This is a genomic window from Leifsonia sp. 1010 (assembly GCF_031455295.1).
Taxonomy (GTDB): Bacteria; Actinomycetota; Actinomycetes; order Actinomycetales; family Microbacteriaceae; genus Leifsonia.
Genome location: NZ_JAVDSL010000001.1, coordinates 2,109,007 through 2,127,910, shown reverse-complemented (window position 1 = coordinate 2,127,910; position 18,904 = coordinate 2,109,007). Strand labels below are relative to the sequence as shown.

The window sequence follows — 18,904 nt, the reverse complement described above, 5'->3', positions numbered from 1 at the left end:
GAACGGAGGCGATCCGGCTTCACTCCGCCCGGTCAGGCGGGAAACGGAGGTGCGGGGAGGTCGAAGGATGCGGCATCCCCTCCGTCTGTGCGGTCAGGCAGACGGCGCGGTGGCACCCTGAGCGTCCGACGCGTCGGCGTGCACGGCCTCAGCGGCAGGATCGCTGCCGACAGGCGGCGCCCACTCCTGGCCGCGGGCGGCCCCCCCTGAGCCGTTGCGACGGATGCCAGGTACGCGCTCGCCGCACCGATGTCCTGCCCGCGCACGAAGACCGACGGCGCCGGCGCCGGCTTCTTCGGCTCGAATGCGAACACGATGACGGGGATCAGGAACAGCACGGCCGTGACCAGTGTCGCGGCACCCGCGATCCGCCACCACACATCGGGCCACTGCGCCTCGGGAAGCGCGGGCGGCAACGCCAGGAGCACCGCCATGACCCAGATGAAGACGAGTGCCATCGCGGCGAACACCTTCGTGGCCTGCGACGTGGCGTGGGCGACGAACCGCCGACCGTACGTCTGGGTGACGATCAGGGCTGCGCGCAGCAGGACCACGATCCAGACGAACAGGGAGAGCTGCACAGACCAGACCACCCCGCTCCCGGTGTCCTCCGGCTGGTAGAAACCGCCCCAGGTCTTCAAGAGACCGACGAGCACGAGGACCGCGTTGATGCCGGTGGACACGGGCAGATACCAGCGGTTGGGGCCGTGGGCCATCCCTGCGTCGAGCACGACGGCCCCGGCGAACGCGGCAGCGAGCAGCAGTGTCAGCCAGGCACGACCGGCGATCTCGGCCTGATCGCCGAGGATGATGAAGATCGACCCGAGCACGGCGGCGGCGACGAGGACGCCGATCGCCAACCAGAGGGACAACGTCCGCATGCGCGGTCCCCGTGTCGTCATTTCGTGTTCCATGGCTCTACCGCTCTCCGCGACTCGCCTGCATACATGAAAAGTTCTGTACACACGTACCGACGACCGAAGTGGGCGATCGTGACGCGGCTGGCCCGCATCCCCCTCCCATCCGGCAGGATGAGCACATGCGCATCGACGACTTCCCCCGCCCCGACACCGCCGCGTCCCGCGCCGCCCTCGAGATCGCGACCGCGTACCACACGCCCTCGCTGCTCAATCACGTGCAGCGGTCGTGGCTGTGGGCGGAGTCGTTCGCCACCGTGCGCGGGTTCGAACCCGATCACGAACTGCTCTACGTCTCGGCACTGCTCCACGACCTCGGCATCGCGCCCGAGTTCGACAACAACACGCTCGCCTACGAGGATGCGGCCGGTCACGTCGCCATCGCCCTCACCGCGGGCGCGGGATGGCCGGCCGACCGCCGTGTGCGCGCCCACGAGGTCATCGTGCGGCACAACTGGCCGGAGGTCGACCCGGCGATGGATGTCGAGGGGCACCTGCTCGAGATCGCGACCGCCCTCGACATCTCCGGGGCGCGCGACGGGGAGCTTCCGAAGGAGTTCCTCCGCGAGGTGGTGACCGCGTACCCGCGGCTGGAGCTGGCCGCCGAGTTCGGCTCGTGCGTCGCCGACCAGGCCGAGCGCAAGCCGGACACGTCGGCCCGTCGGCTCGTCGACGGCGGGGTGCAGCGGAAGCTCCGCGACAACCCGCTGGAACGTATCCTCGAAGGGTGACCCTCTCCCTCGCCGAGCGCCCGACGCTGCCGCCCACCCGGCTGGCGGAGTCGGAGTGGCGGTCGCGCGAACAGGCGCACATCGAGCGCGCCGACGCGCTGACCGCCGCGCACCGCGAACGAGCGGCCCGCGGCGAGAAGCACCCGGTGTGGGACTTCCTGTTCACCTACTACTCGTATGCGCCGGCGCAGTTGCGCCGCTGGCATCCGGGCCCGGGTGTCGAGCTGGAGGGAGCGGACCAGGATCCGCGTGCCGCCTGGCGCTGGTACACAGCCGGGTCGGTGCCTGGCTCACTCGTCGTCGACCGTGCCGTCCTAGAGCAGGAGAAGGCGTCACTGCTGCGCGGCGTCGAACGCATCCTCCGTTCAACGGCCGCGCGGCCGGGACGGTTCGGCTGCTTCGGTCTGCACGAGTGGGCGATGGTCTACCGGCAGGACGAGCACCGGCATCCCGTGCCGCTGCGTCTCGGTCAGGATGCGACGGATGCGGTGGTCGAGTCGCACGAGCTGCGGTGCACCCACATCGACGCGTTCCGCTTCTTCACCCCGGACGCGGTGCCGCTCAACCGGTTCGCCCCGACCCGCGAGACGCAGCCGGAGCTGGAACAGCCGGGATGCCTGCATGCCGGGATGGACGTCTACAAGTGGGCGATGAAGCTCGGCCCGCTGGTGCCCGGGGAGCTACTGCTCGATGCGTTCGAGCTGGCCCGCGACATCCGGCTTCTCGACATGCAGGCCTCGCCGTACGACATGCGGCCGTGGGGCGCCGAGCCGGTCGCCATCGAGACGGCGGAGGGGAAGGCCGAATACGTGCGCCGGCAGCGCGCGTTCGCCGAGCGCTCGAATGCGCTGCGAGGCCGCATCCTCACCGCGTGGCTCGGCGAGGAGAGCCTGCGCGCCTGACGCCGCCGCGGGCCGCCGGCTCAGCCGCCCTTCTTCTTCCCGGGCGAGGTGGGCGTCGGCGTGCTGCCGCCTCCTGGCGTCGGGGTGTCCGTCGCGGCTCCGCCCTGCCCGTTGCTGATCGTGAGGGTCACCGAATCGCCGTCTTCGAGCGACGCACCAGCGGCGGGATCGCTCGCCGCGACGGTCCCGGCCGGCTGGTCGCTGGGCACGGGCGCGGAGTCGACGGTCACGTCCAGACCCAGCCCCTCGAGCAGCTTCTGCGCGACGTCCGGCGCCTTGCCCGTCACATCCGGCATCGTGATCTGGTCGCCGTACAGCACGGCGTCCGTCGGCTCGGTGAAGTCGCCGCCGCCGTACGCCGCGTTCAGGGCCTTGAGGATGGGCTTGGCGATCGAGAACTTCACGTTCCCGCCACCGACGCCGTTGAAGTACAGGGAGCGGAGGGGCGTCGAGCCCGAGACGTTCCCGACCCACGTGGCCGTCGCGACCTTGGTGGTGGATGTGATGAGCCAGTTCTCGAGCGAGTCGTCGGCGGTGCCCGTCTTGGCCATGATCGGGATGTCGTCGTACGGGTTGGCGCTCGCCGCCGTCCCTCCGCCCTTGATGACGCCCTCCAGCGCGTAGGTCACGCCCGCCGCGATCTCCGGCTTGAGGCCCTGCGTACAGGTGGTCTTGCTGACCTTGTGGTCGCTGCCGTCGGCGTTCACCACGCGGTCGATCGCCACGGGCGTGCAGACCACGCCGATGTTGGCGATGCCCGCGTACGCGGTGGCCATCGTCAGCGGCGAGATGTAGTTCGTCCCGAGGATCATCGACGGCGTCTGCACCCACGGGTTGCTCTTCGAGGCGGGATGCACGCCGAGCCCCTTCGCCGCGTTCACGATCGAGCACAGGTCGACCTTCGTGCCCATCTCGGCGAAGGCGGTGTTGACCGATTCGGCGGTCGCGGCCATCACCGAGAGCCGGCTGGCCGATCCCTCGTCGTTGGTCACCGGCCAGTCCGGCCCGTCGATGTTCGCGCAGGTGTTGGTGAAGTCGGAGGTCGGGAACACGTGCTGCGAGGCGTTCACCGTCTCGTAGAGGCTGTGCCCGGCCTCCAGCCACGCAGCGAGGTCGAAGGCCTTGAACGTCGACCCGGTCTGGAAGCCCTGCGATCCGCCGTAATCCTCGTCGGTGTTGTAGTTCACGGCGGTCGTTCCGTCGATGGGCGTGTCGGTGTTGTTGAAGCTGCGGTTCTGCACCATGGTCACGATGCGGCCGGTGCCCAGCTCCAGCGCCACGTTGCTCGCACCCAGGTCGATGCCCGGGCGGGAGCCGGGGATGTACTTGCTGAGCGAGGCCTGCGCCACCTGCTGCAGGTCGAGGTTGAGGGTGGTGTAGATCTTGAGCCCGCCGCGGTTGAGGGTCTGCCAGCGGTCGTCGGCGGTCGCACCGTACGCCGGGTCGTTGAGGATCACGTCGCGCACGTAGTCGCAGAAGAACGCGGCGTTGTACTGCTGCGCGGCCGCGCATCCCTGGGTCGTCGGTGTGATGGTCGGCTGGATGGGCGTGGCCTTCGCCGCGTCGCGCTGCTGCTTGGTGATCGTGTGCGTGATGTACATGCGGTCGAGCACGTAGTCGCGCCGCTCCTTGGTGAGCTTGTAGCCGTTCGCGGCGCCGTTCTCCTTGTTGTCCGGCTGGTCGATGCGGAGGTTCGCCGGGTTGTTCAGGATGGCCGCGAGCGTGGCCGCCTGGGTCAGATCCAGCTTCGCGGCGGTGGTGTTGAAGTAGTACTGGGCGGCGGCCTGCACGCCGTACACCTGGCCGCCGAAGCCGACGACGTTGAGGTAGCCGGTGAGGATGTCCTTCTTGCTGTAGGTCTTCTCCACCTCGACCGCGTAGCGCATCTCCTGCACCTTGCGCTGCAAAGTGACGCCGGCGGCATCGGCGTAGCAGGCCTGCACCTTCTTCTGGCTGGTGAGCGCCTCGCACTTCTCCACTTCGACGTTCTTCACGTACTGCTGCGTGATCGACGACCCGCCCTGCACGTCACCGCCCGCGACCGTGGAGACGGCTCCGCGGAGGGTGCCCCAGATGTCGACGGCGCCCTCGGTGTAGAAGCGCGGGTCCTCGGCCGAGACGGTCGCATCCTTCACCGTCTGGGCGATCTGGTCCCAGGTGACGTCCTGCCGGTTCTGGGCGTAGAAGGTGGCGATCGGAACATCCTGCCCGCCCTGCTTCGCGTACACCGTCGAGTTCTGGGCGAACTGCTGGATGTGGAGGTTCGCCGGCAGCGCGTTGAAGTCGCTGACCCCGGCCGCGGCCGTCACGCCGACTCCCAGGAAACCGGGCAGCAGGAACAGCGAGCTGAGCACCGCGGCGACGAGCGCGAGGCCGAGGAACTGCGCGATGAGCCCGGCGCGGGTGCGCGCGGGCTTCAGCTCGAAACGCTTGACGGGCTCCAGCCGCTCGTCGATGGCGGCCAGGCGGGGACTGCGGGGTCGATCGGATGCGGGCACGCCTTCCAACAAACCAGGCGACCCTGGATGAGTCCAGGGGTTCGGGTGTGCGTCCCTTTGGAGACGTTCAGGATGCGCACATGGCGAAGCGCCCGGCCCCTAGGTGACGCAACACGCCGTCGCGCCCCCCGCCGCGACGGCGTGTTGCGTCAACTGGTCGGGACGCCTCAGCGCTTAAGCGTCACCGGCACCTTGGTGTCCATCAGGGCGGACTCCAGTTGAAGCGAGCCATCCTCGTTCGCGGGGTAGACCTTCAGCGTGACCTCATAGGGAGCGTCGTACAGCTTGTAGCTGTCTCCTGCGGCAAAGGACTCTCCGGGCTTGAGCACCCAGGTCTTCGGCGAGGCGGGATCGAGCTTGTGGCCCAACTTATCGACGCCGATCTGCCGCATCCAATCCATCTCCCTGCCTGTCGGCACTCCGCCGAAATACGGATACGCATCCGAATGCACGGTCGGCAGCAGCGAGACCAATCGAATCGGTGACGAGCTCACGTTCGTCGCCACGAAGTTGAGAGCAACGAGTTCGTCTCCGACCTTGAGCAGGCGCTCCTTCGTCTCGCGGTCCACTTGGATCCCATCGTTGGTGGCGCTAGCGATGGCTACCTGATGGATGTCGATCTTCAGTGCGTCCGAGGACGCGGTACCGATGATCGTGCCCGTCTTGATCGGGGTCGCCCAATCAGCCGCCTTGTAATCATCGGCATCGGATGTCGGTGCTTTCGTGGTCGGCCGGGCAGACGAGGTGCTAGAGGTCGAGTGCTTCGGCTTCGCTGAGGGCGCCGGGCTGTCGGCGACGCAACCGGTGAGGGTGGCTACGGCGATGAAGCCTGCGAGGAGCAGCGCCGAGCGCGAACGGGCTCTGCGAGTGCTGTTGTACATAGCGGGCATGTTTCAGAAATCCTGTCATGTAATCTTGATGTGGGACTATTTAGGATTTTACATGCTCGAAGAGTGGCTGCTGCGCAGCGCACGAAGCGCCGGCCCTGCGAACAGGACCGGCGCTTCGGTGGGAGGTGCGGGCCGGGTTACGCCGCCACCGGGAGGGCCGCGGGAGCCGCGGCGACCCGCAGGTCGCCGGCCTCGGCGTCCACGATCACGCGGCCGCCCTCGGAGAGATCGCCGCTGACCATGAGCTCGGCGATGCGGTCGTCGACCTCGCGCTGGATGACACGGCGGAGCGGGCGGGCGCCGTACTCCGGCTCGTATCCGGCGTCGGCGATCCAGGCGACCGCCGCATCCGTCGCCTCGAAGGCGATGTCGCGGGCGGACAGGCGGGAGGCCGTCGCGGTCAGCAGCAGGCGGACGATGTCGCGGAGCTGCTCGGCATCCAGCTTCCGGAACAGCACGATCTCGTCGATGCGGTTCAGGAACTCGGGGCGCATGGCCTCGCGCAGCTTGCCCATGACCCGGTCGCGGATGTCCTTCTCCGAGGAGAACCCGTCCGAACCGGCCGGAACGAAGCCGAGCGCGCCGCTCCGCGACGCCAGGAACTCCGAGCCCAGGTTGGAGGTCATGATGACGACCGTGTTGCGGAAGTCGACCGTCCGGCCCTGGCCGTCGGTGAGGCGGCCGTCGTCGAGCACCTGCAGCAGCAGGTTGAACACGTCCGGGTGCGCCTTCTCGATCTCGTCGAACAGCACAACCGAGTACGGGTTGCGGCGCACGCGCTCGGTCAGCTGACCGGCCTCGTCGTAGCCGACGTACCCGGGAGGGGCGCCGACCAGACGGGCGACCGTGTGGCGCTCGCCGAACTCGCTCATGTCGAAGCGCAGCATCGCCTTCTCGTCGCCGAACAGCGACGATGCGAGCGACTTGGCCAGCTCGGTCTTCCCCACACCCGTCGGGCCGAGGAAGAGGAAGCTGCCGACCGGGCGACGCTCGTCACCGAGGCCGGTGCGGTTGCGGCGGACGGCCTTCGCGACCGCGACGACCGCGTCATCCTGACCGATCACGCGCTGGTGCAGCTCCGACTCGAGGCGCGCGAGGCGCTCGCGGTCGGCCTCGCCGATGCGCGACACCGGGATGCCGGTCGAACGCGACACGATGGCCGCGATCTCGGGCTCGCCCACGACGGCCTCGACCCGCGGGGCGGAACCGAGCTCGTCCAGCGAACGCTGAACGGCCTCGATCTCGTCACGCAGACGCGACGCCTCCTCGTAGTGCTCGGCCGCGACGGCGGAGTTCTTCTCGGACTCCAGCGTGGCCAGGCGCTCCATGAGGGCGGACGTGTCGACGCGCTTACCGAGCGACAGGCGCAGACGCGCGCCGGCCTGGTCGATCAGGTCGATGGCTTTGTCGGGCAGGAAGCGGTCGGAGATGTACCGGTCGGAGAGCTCCACGGCGGCGCGGACCGCGTCGGCCGTGTAGGTCACGCCGTGGTGCTCCTCGTACGCGCCGCGGAGGCCGTCGAGGATGAGGACCGCGTCCTCCACCGACGGCTCGCCGACGGTCACCGGCTGGAAGCGGCGCTCGAGCGCCGGGTCCTTCTCGATGCGGCGGTACTCCTTGAGTGTCGTCGCGCCGACCAGGTGCAGGTCGCCGCGGGCCAGGCGGGGCTTCAGGATGTTGCCCGCGTCCATCCCGCCGGACTCGCCGGACCCTCCGGCGCCGACCACGGTGTGCAGCTCGTCGATGAACACGATCAGCTCGTCCTTGCCGTCGCTGATCTCGTCCATGAGCTTGGTGAGCCGCTCTTCGAAGTCGCCGCGGTACCGGGTCCCTGCGACCATTCCAGCCAGGTCGAGCGAGACGACCTTCTTGTCCTGCAGCTGCTCGGGCACGTCGCCGGAGACGATCGCACGGGCGAGGCCCTCGACGATCGCGGTCTTGCCGACGCCGGCCTCACCGACCAGCACCGGGTTGTTCTTGGTGCGGCGGGAGAGGATCTCGACGGTCTGCTCGATCTCGTCGAGGCGTCCGATCACCGGGTCGAGCTTGCCGTCGCGGGCGAGCGCGGTCAGGTCGGTGCCGAACTGGTCGAGCATCGGGGTCTGCGAGTCGCCCTGCGCGGCGTCCGGGTCGCCGGGCTGGCCGGCGCCCACCGTGGTGCTCTGACGCATCGCCTCGGTGAGGGCCTCCGGCGTCACGCCGGCGGCCTGCAGCACGCGGCCGGCCGGGGCATCCCGCCCGATCACGAGCGCGAAGAAGACGTGCTCGGGGTCGATGTAGGTCGAGCCGGAGGCCTGAGCCACTTGGTACGCGTGGAAGAGGGCGCGCTGGAGCGGCCCGGTGATAGATGCGCCGTCAGCGTGGATCACGTCGCCCGGGGCGGGCAGGCGCGACTCGGCGGCCTCGGCCACCCGGGAGGGGTCGACGCCGATGCGGCGCATGGCGTCGGCGGCCGGCTCCTGCTCGGCCATCACGCGCAGCACGTGCAGCGCGTCGAGCTCGCTGTGGCCGTGCTGCAGCGCGAACCGTCCGGCCTCCGCCAGGATCTCCTGGGTGCGTCGGCTGAGGAAGCGGCTGATGTCGATGGAGCGTGCGTTACGCGCACGCTCACCCGCGAGGTACCGGGCGAGGAACTCGTCGAACGAGTTGGCGCCGTCACCGTCGGGAGTGAAGTTCTCAGGCACGTGTTCTCCTGTTTCTGAAAGTTGAGCCTTGTGCACTCAAGTCCAACGCAGGAGGGGCGGCCTTATTCCCGTGTGCCCGATTCGGTCATGCCCGCAGGCACCTCGACGCGTCACTCACCCGAATCGAGGGCGTCGAGCGCGGCCACGTCCTCTGCCGACAGCTCGAAGTCGACGTCGGCGTTCTCGCGGATGCGCTCGGGCGTCGTCGACTTCGGCAGCGGCAGGATGTCCTTCTGCAGGAGGTAGCGGATGCTCACCTGGGCGACCGACTTGCCGTACTTGTCGGCGATCTCCTTGATGTCGCCGTTGTCGAGCAGGCGCCCGGTTGCGAGCGGCGAGTACCCCTCGACGAGGATGTCGTGCTCCTTGCTGTACGCGGTCGTCTCGGGCTGGGTGTTCCCGACGAACCAGCGGATCTGATTGGCGTGCGGCACGACATCCGTGGCGTCGATCAGCGACTCGAGGTCGGCGACCTCGAAGTTGCTGACGCCGATCGAGCGGGTGCGGCCCTGCTCGTAGAGCTCCTCGAAGACCTTCCACACCTCGATGTTCCCGGCCCGGTGGTCGCTGCCGATGGCGTTCCACGGCCACGGCGCGTGGATGAGGTAGAGGTCGATCGGCCCGAGGTCGAGCAGCGCCGTCGACCGGTCGAAGGCGTGCCGGGCGCCCTCCGCGTCCTTCACCTCGGCGGGGCACTTGGTGGTGATGAAGATCTCCTCGCGGGGGATGCCGCTGTCGCGGACCGCGCGGCCGACGCTGGCCTCGTTGCCGTAGGCGCGCGCCGTGTCGATGTGCCGGTAGCCCGCGTCGAGAGCGGTGCGGACCGAGTCGTAGGTCTCGGAGCCGTCCGGGATCTGCCAGGTGCCGAACCCGATCTTCGGGATGGTGACGCCGTTCGACAGCGTGAAGGTGTCGGTGAGTGCGGGCATGCGTTGTTCCTCTCTCGGAAGGATGCGGTGCCGCACATCGTAGCCCGCGCGCGGAATCAGTCCACCGGCTCCGGGCTTCCGTTGCGCAGGTGCTCGTAGACGACGCTGGTGCGCACGTCGGCGATCTCCCGCCGCTGTGTCAGCCGGTCGATCACGAAGGCGTACAGGCTCTCGTTGTCGGCGACGGCGACGTGCACGATGAAGTCCTCGTTGCCGCTCGTGACGAAGACGCCGAGGGTCTCCGGCAAGGAGGCCACCCAGTCGCGGAACCCCTCGATGACCGGGCGGGACGGCGGACGGATGCGCACAGCGATGAGCGCCTGCACCGGCCGGCCGATGGAGGCGAGGTCGACGTCGAGCACCGCCCCGCGGATGACGCCCTTCCGCCGGAGCACCCGCGTCCGTTCCAGCGCGGTGCTCGGCGAGACGCCGACGGCCGCGGCGACGTCGCGATTGCTCTTGCGTGCATCCGACTGCAGTTCGCGCAGGATCGCCCAATCAAGTTCGTCCACGATGCCCAGGATAAGGCACTTGCCGAACTAAATTCGGATTAGCAGCACCGTTGCCTCGGATTCTGTAGTTTGAAGCCCGAACCACCGAACGAGAGGAACACGAATGGCGGATCAGGTCGGCTTCCTGCCCGACGAAGTGGACACGGCGGCGCCCACGCGCGCAGCGCGGCTGAAGTGGGTGGTCGTCGTCGACGAATCCCTTCCGACGGGCATCGCGGCCAACGCGGCGATCTGCACGGCGGCGGCGACGGCCGCGGGCGTCACCGGGCTGCTCGGACCGGACGCGGTGGATGCCGACGCCAGCACGCATCCCGGCCTCCCCTGGGCAGGGTGCTCGGTGCTGCGTGCGAGCGGTGAGCAGCTGGCGGCGATCCGGGCGAAGGCGGCCGCATCGGAGGGCGTCTTCGTCGCCGACATGCCCGCTGCGGCCCAGCTGACCCGGGTTTACGACGAGTACCTCGAGACGGTCGCGGAGACACCGTCCGACGCGCTCCCCTATTACGCGGTGAGCGTGGTGGGGCCGCGGAACCGGATCGACAAGATCGTGGGCCGCCTCGCCCTGCTCTGAGTGCGCGGTCGCGCTCCACCCGCGACGCCGCCCCTGCCCCGATGTCGGTGCACCGCGGTAGCGTCGGCCCATGCAGATGGTTCTCGTCCCCGGTTTCTGGCTCGGCGCCGACGCGTGGCGGGAGGTGATCCCGGCCATCGAGAGCGCGGGCCATACGGCGCATCCGCTCACGCTCCCCGGCCTCGAGTCGCGCGACGCCGACCGCAGCCGCATCCGCGTGCGCGACCACGTGGATGCGATCGTGCGGGCCATCGACGACCTGGGCGGCGACGAGCGGGATGTGGTGCTCGTCGGGCATTCCGGTGGCGGTCCTCTCGCTTACGCGGCGACCGCCGAGCGTCCGGACCGCGTCGTGCGCACGGTGTACGTCGACTCCTGGCCGCTCGGTCCCGGCGGATCCGTCGCGCCCGACCTGCCCGCGGCCGACGGCCAGGTCGAGCTCCCCGACTGGGAGGACTTCGAGGATGCCGACCTCATCGACCTGACCGACGAGCAGCGCGACGAGTTCCGCCGGATCGCGGTGCCGGAACCCGCCGACGTCGTCGCGGGACCGATCGAGCTCGCGGACGACTCTCGTCGGCGCGCGGTGCCGGCCACCATCGTCGCGTGCGAGTTCACTCCCGCCGACCTGCGCTCGTGGATCGACGGCGGTGAGCCGGCCGTGGCCGAGGTCGGGCGCCTCGAGCACTGGGACGTGGTGGAGCTGCCGACCGGCCACTGGCCGATGTTCACCCGGCCCTCCGAACTGGGCGCGCTGCTCGCAGAGCTCGCCGACCGCTGAGCCCGGCGATCGCCGAAGCGATGACCGAGGTACTGGATCGCGACGAGGCGCGGCGCATCGCCGTGCGCGCGCAACGGCTCGATGCGCGACGCCCGGTCGGCCTCGTCCCGCTGGTTGAGCACCTGACCTTCCTGCAGCTCGACCCGACCGCCGCCATCGCGCCGAGTGCCGACCTGATCGCCTTCACGCGCCTCGGGGCGTCGTATCGTCCGGAGCAGCTCGCACAGGCGGTCGAGCACGATCGGACGCTGTACGAGCTGAAGGCGCAGGACGACCCGGTCCAGCCTCCGTTCGCCATGGTCCGCCCGGTATCCGACCTCGGGCTGAATCTGGCGCGGATGGCGGCCGGTCCCATCCACAGCGGCTGGCGGGCGTGGCTCGAAGCGAACCCGGGGTTCCGGCGCGACGTGCTCGACCGGCTGCGCGACGCGGGTCCCCTGCTCTCGAAGGACATCCCGGACACGGCCGAGGTGCCCTGGCAGTCGAGCGGATGGACGCACGAGAAGAACGTCACCCACATGCTCGAACTGCTGCAGGGCCTGGGCGAGGTCGCCGTCGCCGGGCGGATCGGTCGCCAGCGCACGTGGGACCTCGCCGAGCGGGTGTACCCGACCGGCATCGAGGTCATCCCGGAGCCGGAGGCGACCCGGCTGCGCGACGAGCGCCGCCTGCGCGCGCTCGGCATCGCACGTCCGCAGCTCGTCGGAGAGGCCGGCGTCCCGGTGCGCGTCGAGGGCAGCGACCGCGAGTGGCGGGTCGATCCGGCCGCTGTCGGGCAGCCGTTCGCCGGCCGCACAGCCCTGCTGTCGCCCTTCGATCGGCTCATCCACGATCGGGTGCGGTCGCAGGAGCTGTTCGGGTTCGAATACCTGCTGGAGATGTACAAGCCGGCAACCAAGCGCCGCTGGGGCTATTTCGCGCTGCCGATCCTCCACGAGGATCGCCTGGTGGGCAAGCTCGACGCCGCGGCCGACCGGAAGGCCGGGGTGTTGCTCGTCGCAGCCATGCACGAGGACGAGCCGTTCAGCCCCAGCACGCGGGACGCCGTCGATGCCGCGATCGACGACCTGGCCGCGTGGCTGGGGCTCACGGTCACCCGCGACTGATCGCCCTGCAGCGCCGGGTCAGGCCGCCGGGTCAGGCCGCCGCGTCCTTGCCGTGCGGGTCGGAGGCGTTGAGCACCTCGACCACGCGGTCGTAATCGCCGCGCGCCTCGCCGTAGCGCAGGAACTTCACCCGCTCCACCTGGAGCTCCTTCGCGTCGGGCTGCGTCTCGATGAGCGTGATGACCTCGCCGACGAACTCGTCGAGCGGCATGGCGAACTCGCTCTCCTCCTGCCCCGGCAGAAGGCCCGTGCGCACCGACGGCGGCTCGAGTTCCACGATCTTCACGGTCGTGTCGGCCAGCTGCAGCCGGATGCTCTCGCTGAGCATGTGGACGGCCGCCTTGCTGGCGTTGTAGCTGGGCGTCGCCGCGAGCGGCGCGAACGCCAGACCGGACGACACGGTGACGATGGTCGCGTCCGGGCGGGTCTGCAGGTGCTCGACGAAGGCGGCGATCAGCCGGATCGGGCCGAGGACGTTGGTGGTGACGATCGACTCGGCCGACCCGAGGAAGCCGGCAGGCGTGTGCCAGTCCTCGACGCGCATGATCCCGGCCATCGCGATGAGCACGTTCAGCTCGGGATGTGCGGCCAGCACTTCGGCGGATGCGGCACGGATGCTCTCGGCGTCCGCGGTGTCGATCCGGACCGTGTCGATGCCCGGGTGCTCCGCGGCGATCCGCTCGAGAAGCTCGGTACGGCGGCCGCCGACGATGACGGAGTTGCCGCGCTCGTGCAGAGCCACGGCGAGGGCGAGCCCGATGCCGCTGGTGGCGCCGGGGATGAAGACGGTGTTCCCTGTGATGTTCATGCCTCCACTCTGCGAGCGCCGCATAACGTCAGGAAGTGGAGCGGTCATCCAGGGATCGGCGATCCCTGGTCCGCGGCAGCGACCGGCGTCATCATGGAGGGATGGACCGTGCCGCACTCGCCGACTTCCTGCGCCGCCACCGCGAGACGCTGCGCCCGGAGGATGTCGGACTCCCCGCCGGGCTCCGCCGTCGCGCCCCCGGGCTCCGGCGCGAGGAGGTCGCGCTGCTCGCCGCCATGTCCACCGACTACTACACCCGTCTGGAGCAGCGCCGGGGGCCGCAGCCGAGCGAGCAGATGCTGTCGTCACTGGCTCGGGCGCTCCGCCTCACCGACGACGAGCGCGACTACCTGTATCGGGTCGCCGGGCACAACACCCCCGACCGGTTCTCCGGCGGCGGCCACGTCTCCCCCGCGCTGCAGCGGGTGCTCGACCGGCTCGAAGACACCCCCGCTCTGGTGCTCTCGAACCTCGGCGAGACGCTCGTCCAGAACCGCATGGCGGTCGCGCTGCTCGGCGACCGCTCCGGTTACACCGGCCTCGCCCGCAGCGAGTACTACCGCTGGTTCACCGATCCGGAGAACGCCCGCGCACAGTATCCGGAGGAGGACCGCGCCCGACAGAGCCGCGCACAGGTCGCCTCGCTGAGGGATGCGTACGGGGCACTCGGTCCGCGCTCCCGGGCCGGCGAGCTGGTCCGCGCGCTGCTGGCCGAGAGCCCCGAGTTCGCGGAGCTGTGGGAGCGTCACGAGGTCGCCCGTCGCTTCGAGGACCACAAGACCCTCCTCCATCCCGAACTCGGCGCGATCGAGCTCGACTGCCAGGCGTTGTTCACCGAGGACCAGTCGCAGTGCCTGCTCGTGCTGACGGCCGCGCCGCGCACGGAGGCCGCCGAGAAGCTGGCGCTGCTCAGCGTGCTGGGCACCCAGTCGTTCGCCGCCGCCGCACCGCGGGAGTAGCCTGGCCGCGTGAGCGAAGGGCGATGGAGCCGGGACGACGCGGTCATCCGCTGGCTGCTGGAGGGCGACCCGGCCATCCGCTGGCAGACGCTGCAGGATCTGCTCGGAGCGCCGGCCGACGAGGTGGCCGAGGAGCGCTCCCGCGTCGAGCGCGACGGTTGGGGTGCCGAACTCTTGCGCCGCCAGGACGACCGCGGGACGTGGGGCGGCACGGTGTGGAAGCCGGAGGACCGCGACGCGACCGACAGCATCGTGCTCCTTCTCGGGCTGTTCGGCGCCGAAGGCGAGCGGACGCGCGAAGCCATCGACCGCGTCGCGGCCAACGTGGACTGGGGCGAGGAGTGGGACGACAGCCCGTTCTTCGACGGCGAGGTCGAACCGTGCATCAACGGCCGGGTGCTCACGGCTGCGGCCGCGCTCGGCCGGCCCGCGGACGTCCTCGTCGCGAAGCTGCTCGACGGCCAGCAGACCGACGGCGGGTGGAACTGCTACGCCGAGACGAAGGATGCGCCCGGCTCGTTCCACAGCACGATCTGCGTCGTCGAGGGGCTCGCCGCCTATCGCGATGCGACCGGCCGCACCGACCTGGACGATCCCCTGAAGCGCGGTCAGGACTACCTGCTGGTGCGCGGGATGATGCGTCGCCGGTCCACCGGCGAGCTGGTCGACGAGCAGTGGCTCCGCTTCTCCTTCCCCTATTACTGGCATTACGACGTGCTGCGCGGACTCGACCACCTGCGCGCCTCCGGCCTCCGAGCGGACGGCTGGATCGCCGAGCGCATCGCCGAGGCGGTCGAGGTCGTGCTGTCGCGGCGCGGACCGGACGGCCGCTGGCCGCTCGACCGTCTGCTCCCGGGCCGCCCCGCCATCCCGCTGGAGGAGATCGGTCAGCCCAGCCGCTGGAACACGCTCCGGGCCTTGCGCGTGCTCGACTGGGCGGGCGTACAGTCCAGGACATGACCGCTCGCACCCTGCTCCTCATCCGGCACGGCGAGAGCACGGCGAACGTCGCCGCGGCCGCTGCGGAGGCGGCCGGAGCCGAGGTGATCTCCGTCGAGGCCCGCGACCCCGACATCACCCTCTCGCCGCTGGGCGAGCTGCAGGCCGCCGCCCTCGGCGCCCGGCTGCGCGACGCCCTCCCGTCGGATGCCGCCCTCTTCAGCTCGCCGTACCGCCGCGCCATCCAGACCGCCCGGTTCGCTCTCGGCGAGGAGGTGTCGTTGCGGCTCGACGAGCGCCTGCGGGATCGCGAGCTCGGCATCCTCGACCGCCTCACCGCACTCGGCGTGGAACGGCGGCTTCCGCTGGAGGCCGAGCGCCGGCGCTGGGCGGGCAAGTTCTACTACCGCCCGCCGGGCGGCGAGGCGTGGACGGATGTGGCGCTGCGCATCCGCTCGTTCCTGCGCGACCTCCCCCCGAGCGGCACCGTCGTGGTCTTCGCCCACGACGCGGTCGTCAGCCTCTTCCTGTACGTCCTGCTGCGCATGACCGAGGGGCAGCTCGCCGAGCACCTGCTGACGCATCCCGTCGCCAACGCCTCGGTCACCGAGCTCACCGGCGAGGGCGACGAGTGGACGCTGCGGGCCTTCGCCGACGACGCCCACCTGTCGGTGGCCGGGCTCCCGGCGACCCAGCACCCCGGCGAGGCGCGCACCGATGCGTGATCGCACGGCGACGCCCGAACCGGAGCGGGTGACCCCGGAGCTGCTGCGTGCGTGGCCGCTGCCCGAGCCGTCCGGATCCAAGCGGTCGCGCGGGCAGGTGCTCGTGGTCGGCGGCGCCGTGCGCTCCCCCGGTGCCGCGCTGCTCGCCGGGCGTGCGGCCCTGCGGGTCGGGGCCGGGAGGCTGACCCTCGCGGTCGGCGCGTCCGTCGCCGCGCCGATCGCCGTGGCCCTGCCGGAGTGCGGCGTCGTTCCGCTGCCCGAGACCTCGTCCGGGAGTGTGCGCGGAGCGGGTGTCCGTGCGGCGTCCGATGATCTGGCGTCCGCCGACGCGGTGCTCCTGGGGCCGGGTCTCGACGATGCCGCGGAGACCGCCCGGATGCTCCCCCGCGTCGCGCGCGCCGTCGGCCGAGACACGGTCCTCGTCCTCGACGCCTACGCTCTCGGGGCCCTCGCGGGGCACCCGCGGCTGGTGGGGGGCGTCCCGCGCATCCTCACCCCGAACACCGAGGAGGCGTCGCGGCTGCTCGGCCGCGACACCGACGACCTCGATGCCGACAGCGTCGAGGTCGCCCGCCGCTACCGCGCAACGGTCAGCTGCTTCGGGCGGGTCGCCTCCCCCGACGGCCGGTTGCTGACCGTCGGCGACGGGGACCCCGGACTCGGCACCTCCGGCAGCGGGGATGCGCTGGCCGGCGCGATCGCCGGGCTCGCCGCGCGCGGAGCAGACCCCCTGCAGGCCGCCGCCTGGGGCACCTACCTGCACGCCGTGGCGGGCGACTCCCTGGCAGCGAGCGTCGGTCGGCTCGGCTACCTCGCGTCGGAGATCGTCGACCGCCTCACCGCGGAGCTCGACGCCCTCTCCTGACGTCCGGCGGCAGTTCGGCAGCAGACCCGGAATATGTCTAGCCGCGCCAACATCCGCGGCGTTACTCTCAGCCCACATCCAGGCTCGCCGAGCTGGAGTGGAGAGGGGAAACCGAACATGGACTGGAGCAACTTCTGGAGCGTCATCTGGCTCTTCTTCTGGAGCTTCGCCTTCGTGGCCTATCTGTTCGCACTGTTCGCGATCATCAGCGACCTGTTCCGTGATCACAAGCTGAACGGGTGGTGGAAGGCGCTGTGGATCATCTTCCTGATCTTCGTGCCCTTCCTGACGGCGTTGGTGTACCTGATCGCGCGCGGCCCCGGCATGGCGGAGCGCAACCAGAAGGAAGCCAGGCAGTACCAGGCGGCCACGGACGACTACATCCGGCAGGTCGCCGGATCGAGCCCGGCGGACGAGATCGCCAAGGCGAAAGCGCTGCTCGACAGCGGCGCGATCACCCCCGATGAGTTCGCGCACCTGAAGGCGCACGCACTCGCAGGCCGTGGAACGACGGGCGGGGCGGCCCCGGCCGCCTCCGCAGCGGCACCCGCGGCACCCGCCGCACCGGCCGGACCGGCGACACCGCCACCGGCAGCACCGACGGTCTGAACCCCGGTCGGGCGTTCGTCGTGACGAACGGGCGCGGCGCAGCAGTCGCCAGACGGCTGCGGCGTCGCGCCCGGTCCGGCCGCGCCCTCCCGGCGGACGAGCCGGCGCACACGCGGGCCGCTTCGCGGCTCTTCACGTAGAAAGGGAGCGGCTCATGACCCAGGATGCCTCCATCCCGGCACCGGCACCGGCGGAGCCCGATCACCGGACCGGCCGTCGCTGGCCTTTCTCTCGCGGGCGGAAACACCCCGTCACACCGGCGGAGCCCGTCGACCCGGACACCGAACTCGGACCGGCGGGCGGCGTGGGGCGCGGCGTGCGCATCCTGCTCGGACTGGCCGCCGGTATGGTGATCTCGTTCGGGATGGCCGCGATCGGCGGCATCCTCGCCCCGACTCTGCTCGCGCTCGTCCTGACGATCTGCGCCCAGCCGGTCCGGGTCTGGCTGGAGCGCCACGGCACCCCGCAGGGTCTGGCAACGGGAGCGGTCGGCCTGACCGTGTTCGCCCTCCTCGCCGGGTTCATCGCCGTGCTCTGGATCGCGACCGCGCAGTTCATCGGGATGCTGCCGCAGTACAAATCGCAACTCCAGCAACTCGGGGCCGACTTCACGGCGTGGCTGCAGAGCATCGGCGTCGGGCAGCAGCAGGTGCAGCAGATCAAGGCCGGTTTCGACCCCGGCACCTTCCTGTCGTTCTTCGGCGGCCTCCTCGGCAATGCGTTCGGGCTGATCGCGTTCCTGGTGATCGTGTTGACGATGCTCATCCTCATGCCCGCGGACGCCGCATACACGCCGACCCTGCTCCGGCAGCTGCAGCCGACGCGGCCGAACCTGGTCTACGCGTTCGGCGGCTTCGCGCACTCGGTGCGCCGGTACATGGTGGTCACCACGCTGCTCGGCATCGTGCAGGGCGTCATCAACGGGGTGGCCCTGTGGGCACTCGGCGTCCCCGCCGCGCTGCTGTGGGCGATCCTGTCGTTCCTCTGCAGCTTCATCCCGAACGTCGGCTACTTCATCGCGATCGTGCCGCCGCTCGTCTTCGGGTTCCTGACCGGCGGGTGGGGCACCGTCGTTGCGATCATCGTGATCTACGGCATCATCAACGCCGTCGTGCAGTCGATCGTGCAGCCGAAGGTGGTCGGCAACGCCGTCGCGCTCAGCCAGACTCTGACCTTCTTCTCCGTGCTGTTCTGGGCCGTCGTCCTCGGCCCGATCGGCGCCATCCTGGCGATCCCGCTGACGCTGCTCGTCCGCGCGGTGCTCGTCGACTCCGACCCCAGGTCCCGCCTGTGGCGGCCGATCATCGGCGACCTCACGCACACGCGCGAGCTCATGAAGGAACAAGCCGTCGAGCGCAAGACGGAGCGCAAGCAGCAGCACGCGCAGACCCCTCCGCCTGCGGCGTAGGGCGGTCGCGGAGGGCGGTCTCCGCTGCTCCGTAGGTGAAGTGGCTCCGAATCTCCGACGGGCCGCGGTCGGC

Annotated in this window: 18 protein-coding genes; 11 read left to right on the top strand and 7 right to left on the bottom strand. The window is 70.3% G+C overall.

Features of this window, described 5'->3' with window-relative positions; translation table 11 throughout:
- Positions 1–32: 32 nt before the first annotated feature.
- The gene (locus tag J2Y42_RS10270; protein WP_309857738.1) at positions 33–902 is read right to left on the bottom strand and encodes a hypothetical protein; all 870 of its coding nucleotides are present in this window, start codon (positions 900–902) and stop codon (positions 33–35) included.
- A gap of 137 nt (positions 903–1,039) precedes the next feature.
- Between J2Y42_RS10270 and J2Y42_RS10265 the strand changes: the two genes are divergently transcribed.
- Both J2Y42_RS10265 and J2Y42_RS10260 read left to right on the top strand, forming a co-directional pair.
- Positions 1,040–1,648: an HD domain-containing protein gene (locus J2Y42_RS10265; protein WP_309857734.1), complete on the top strand. Its 609-nt coding sequence runs from the start codon at positions 1,040–1,042 to the stop codon at positions 1,646–1,648.
- Entirely contained in the window at positions 1,645–2,550 is a 906-nt protein-coding gene (locus tag J2Y42_RS10260; RefSeq protein WP_309857731.1) for a 3-methyladenine DNA glycosylase, read from the top strand. Before J2Y42_RS10265 ends, J2Y42_RS10260 begins: the two co-directional genes overlap by 4 nt.
- 20 nt (positions 2,551–2,570) lie before the next feature.
- Here J2Y42_RS10260 and J2Y42_RS10255 read toward each other — a convergent pair whose 3' ends face one another.
- The 5 genes from J2Y42_RS10255 to J2Y42_RS10235 form a co-directional block, all read right to left on the bottom strand.
- On the bottom strand, positions 2,571–5,048 hold the full coding sequence (locus tag J2Y42_RS10255) for a transglycosylase domain-containing protein (protein WP_309857727.1): 2,478 nt from the start codon (positions 5,046–5,048) through the stop codon (positions 2,571–2,573).
- Positions 5,049–5,215: 167 nt separating this feature from the next.
- Entirely contained in the window at positions 5,216–5,929 is a 714-nt protein-coding gene (locus tag J2Y42_RS10250; protein WP_309857725.1) for a hypothetical protein, read from the bottom strand.
- Positions 5,930–6,075: 146 nt separating this feature from the next.
- On the bottom strand, positions 6,076–8,622 hold the full coding sequence (locus tag J2Y42_RS10245) for an ATP-dependent Clp protease ATP-binding subunit (RefSeq protein ID WP_309857722.1): 2,547 nt from the start codon (positions 8,620–8,622) through the stop codon (positions 6,076–6,078).
- A 110-nt stretch (positions 8,623–8,732) separates the two neighbouring features.
- Entirely contained in the window at positions 8,733–9,551 is an 819-nt protein-coding gene (locus tag J2Y42_RS10240) for an aldo/keto reductase (RefSeq protein ID WP_309857719.1), read from the bottom strand.
- A gap of 56 nt (positions 9,552–9,607) precedes the next feature.
- The gene (locus tag J2Y42_RS10235; protein WP_309857714.1) at positions 9,608–10,063 is read right to left on the bottom strand and encodes an Lrp/AsnC family transcriptional regulator; all 456 of its coding nucleotides are present in this window, start codon (positions 10,061–10,063) and stop codon (positions 9,608–9,610) included.
- A 103-nt stretch (positions 10,064–10,166) separates the two neighbouring features.
- Here J2Y42_RS10235 and J2Y42_RS10230 point away from each other — a divergent pair, with 103 nt between their 5' ends.
- From J2Y42_RS10230 to J2Y42_RS10220, 3 genes are all read left to right on the top strand, one after another.
- A complete protein-coding gene (locus J2Y42_RS10230) occupies positions 10,167–10,631 on the top strand; it encodes a DUF2000 domain-containing protein (RefSeq protein WP_309857711.1) in 465 nt (154 codons plus the stop codon).
- Between the two features lie 70 nt (positions 10,632–10,701).
- Positions 10,702–11,412, top strand: a complete 711-nt coding sequence (locus tag J2Y42_RS10225; RefSeq protein ID WP_309857709.1) for an alpha/beta fold hydrolase — start codon at positions 10,702–10,704, stop codon at positions 11,410–11,412.
- Between the two features lie 20 nt (positions 11,413–11,432).
- Positions 11,433–12,518 carry a DNA glycosylase AlkZ-like family protein gene (locus J2Y42_RS10220; RefSeq protein ID WP_309857706.1) on the top strand — a complete coding sequence of 362 codons (1,086 nt, stop codon included), beginning with the start codon at positions 11,433–11,435 and terminating at the stop codon, positions 12,516–12,518.
- 31 nt (positions 12,519–12,549) lie between these two features.
- On the opposite strand, the gene J2Y42_RS10215 is transcribed toward J2Y42_RS10220, so the two are convergent.
- Positions 12,550–13,326: an SDR family NAD(P)-dependent oxidoreductase gene (locus tag J2Y42_RS10215; RefSeq protein ID WP_309857703.1), complete on the bottom strand. Its 777-nt coding sequence runs from the start codon at positions 13,324–13,326 to the stop codon at positions 12,550–12,552.
- 101 nt (positions 13,327–13,427) lie between these two features.
- Here J2Y42_RS10215 and J2Y42_RS10210 point away from each other — a divergent pair, with 101 nt between their 5' ends.
- The 6 genes from J2Y42_RS10210 to J2Y42_RS10185 all read left to right on the top strand — a co-directional run bounded on the left by J2Y42_RS10210 (position 13,428) and on the right by J2Y42_RS10185 (position 18,831).
- The gene (locus J2Y42_RS10210) at positions 13,428–14,285 is read left to right on the top strand and encodes a helix-turn-helix transcriptional regulator (protein WP_309857700.1); all 858 of its coding nucleotides are present in this window, start codon (positions 13,428–13,430) and stop codon (positions 14,283–14,285) included.
- 9 nt (positions 14,286–14,294) lie between these two features.
- Positions 14,295–15,245: a hypothetical protein gene (locus tag J2Y42_RS10205; RefSeq protein ID WP_309857698.1), complete on the top strand. Its 951-nt coding sequence runs from the start codon at positions 14,295–14,297 to the stop codon at positions 15,243–15,245.
- A complete protein-coding gene (locus J2Y42_RS10200) occupies positions 15,242–15,949 on the top strand; it encodes a histidine phosphatase family protein (protein WP_309857695.1) in 708 nt (235 codons plus the stop codon). The genes J2Y42_RS10205 and J2Y42_RS10200 overlap by 4 nt, the downstream gene beginning before the upstream one ends.
- Positions 15,942–16,814 (top strand): NAD(P)H-hydrate dehydratase, encoded by an 873-nt coding sequence (locus tag J2Y42_RS10195; RefSeq protein ID WP_309857692.1) that lies wholly within the window; start codon positions 15,942–15,944, stop codon positions 16,812–16,814. Before J2Y42_RS10200 ends, J2Y42_RS10195 begins: the two co-directional genes overlap by 8 nt.
- A 117-nt stretch (positions 16,815–16,931) precedes the next feature.
- Positions 16,932–17,423 (top strand): SHOCT domain-containing protein, encoded by a 492-nt coding sequence (locus J2Y42_RS10190; protein ID WP_309857689.1) that lies wholly within the window; start codon positions 16,932–16,934, stop codon positions 17,421–17,423.
- A gap of 154 nt (positions 17,424–17,577) precedes the next feature.
- Positions 17,578–18,831: an AI-2E family transporter gene (locus J2Y42_RS10185; RefSeq protein ID WP_309857686.1), complete on the top strand. Its 1,254-nt coding sequence runs from the start codon at positions 17,578–17,580 to the stop codon at positions 18,829–18,831.
- Positions 18,832–18,904: the final 73 nt, after the last annotated feature.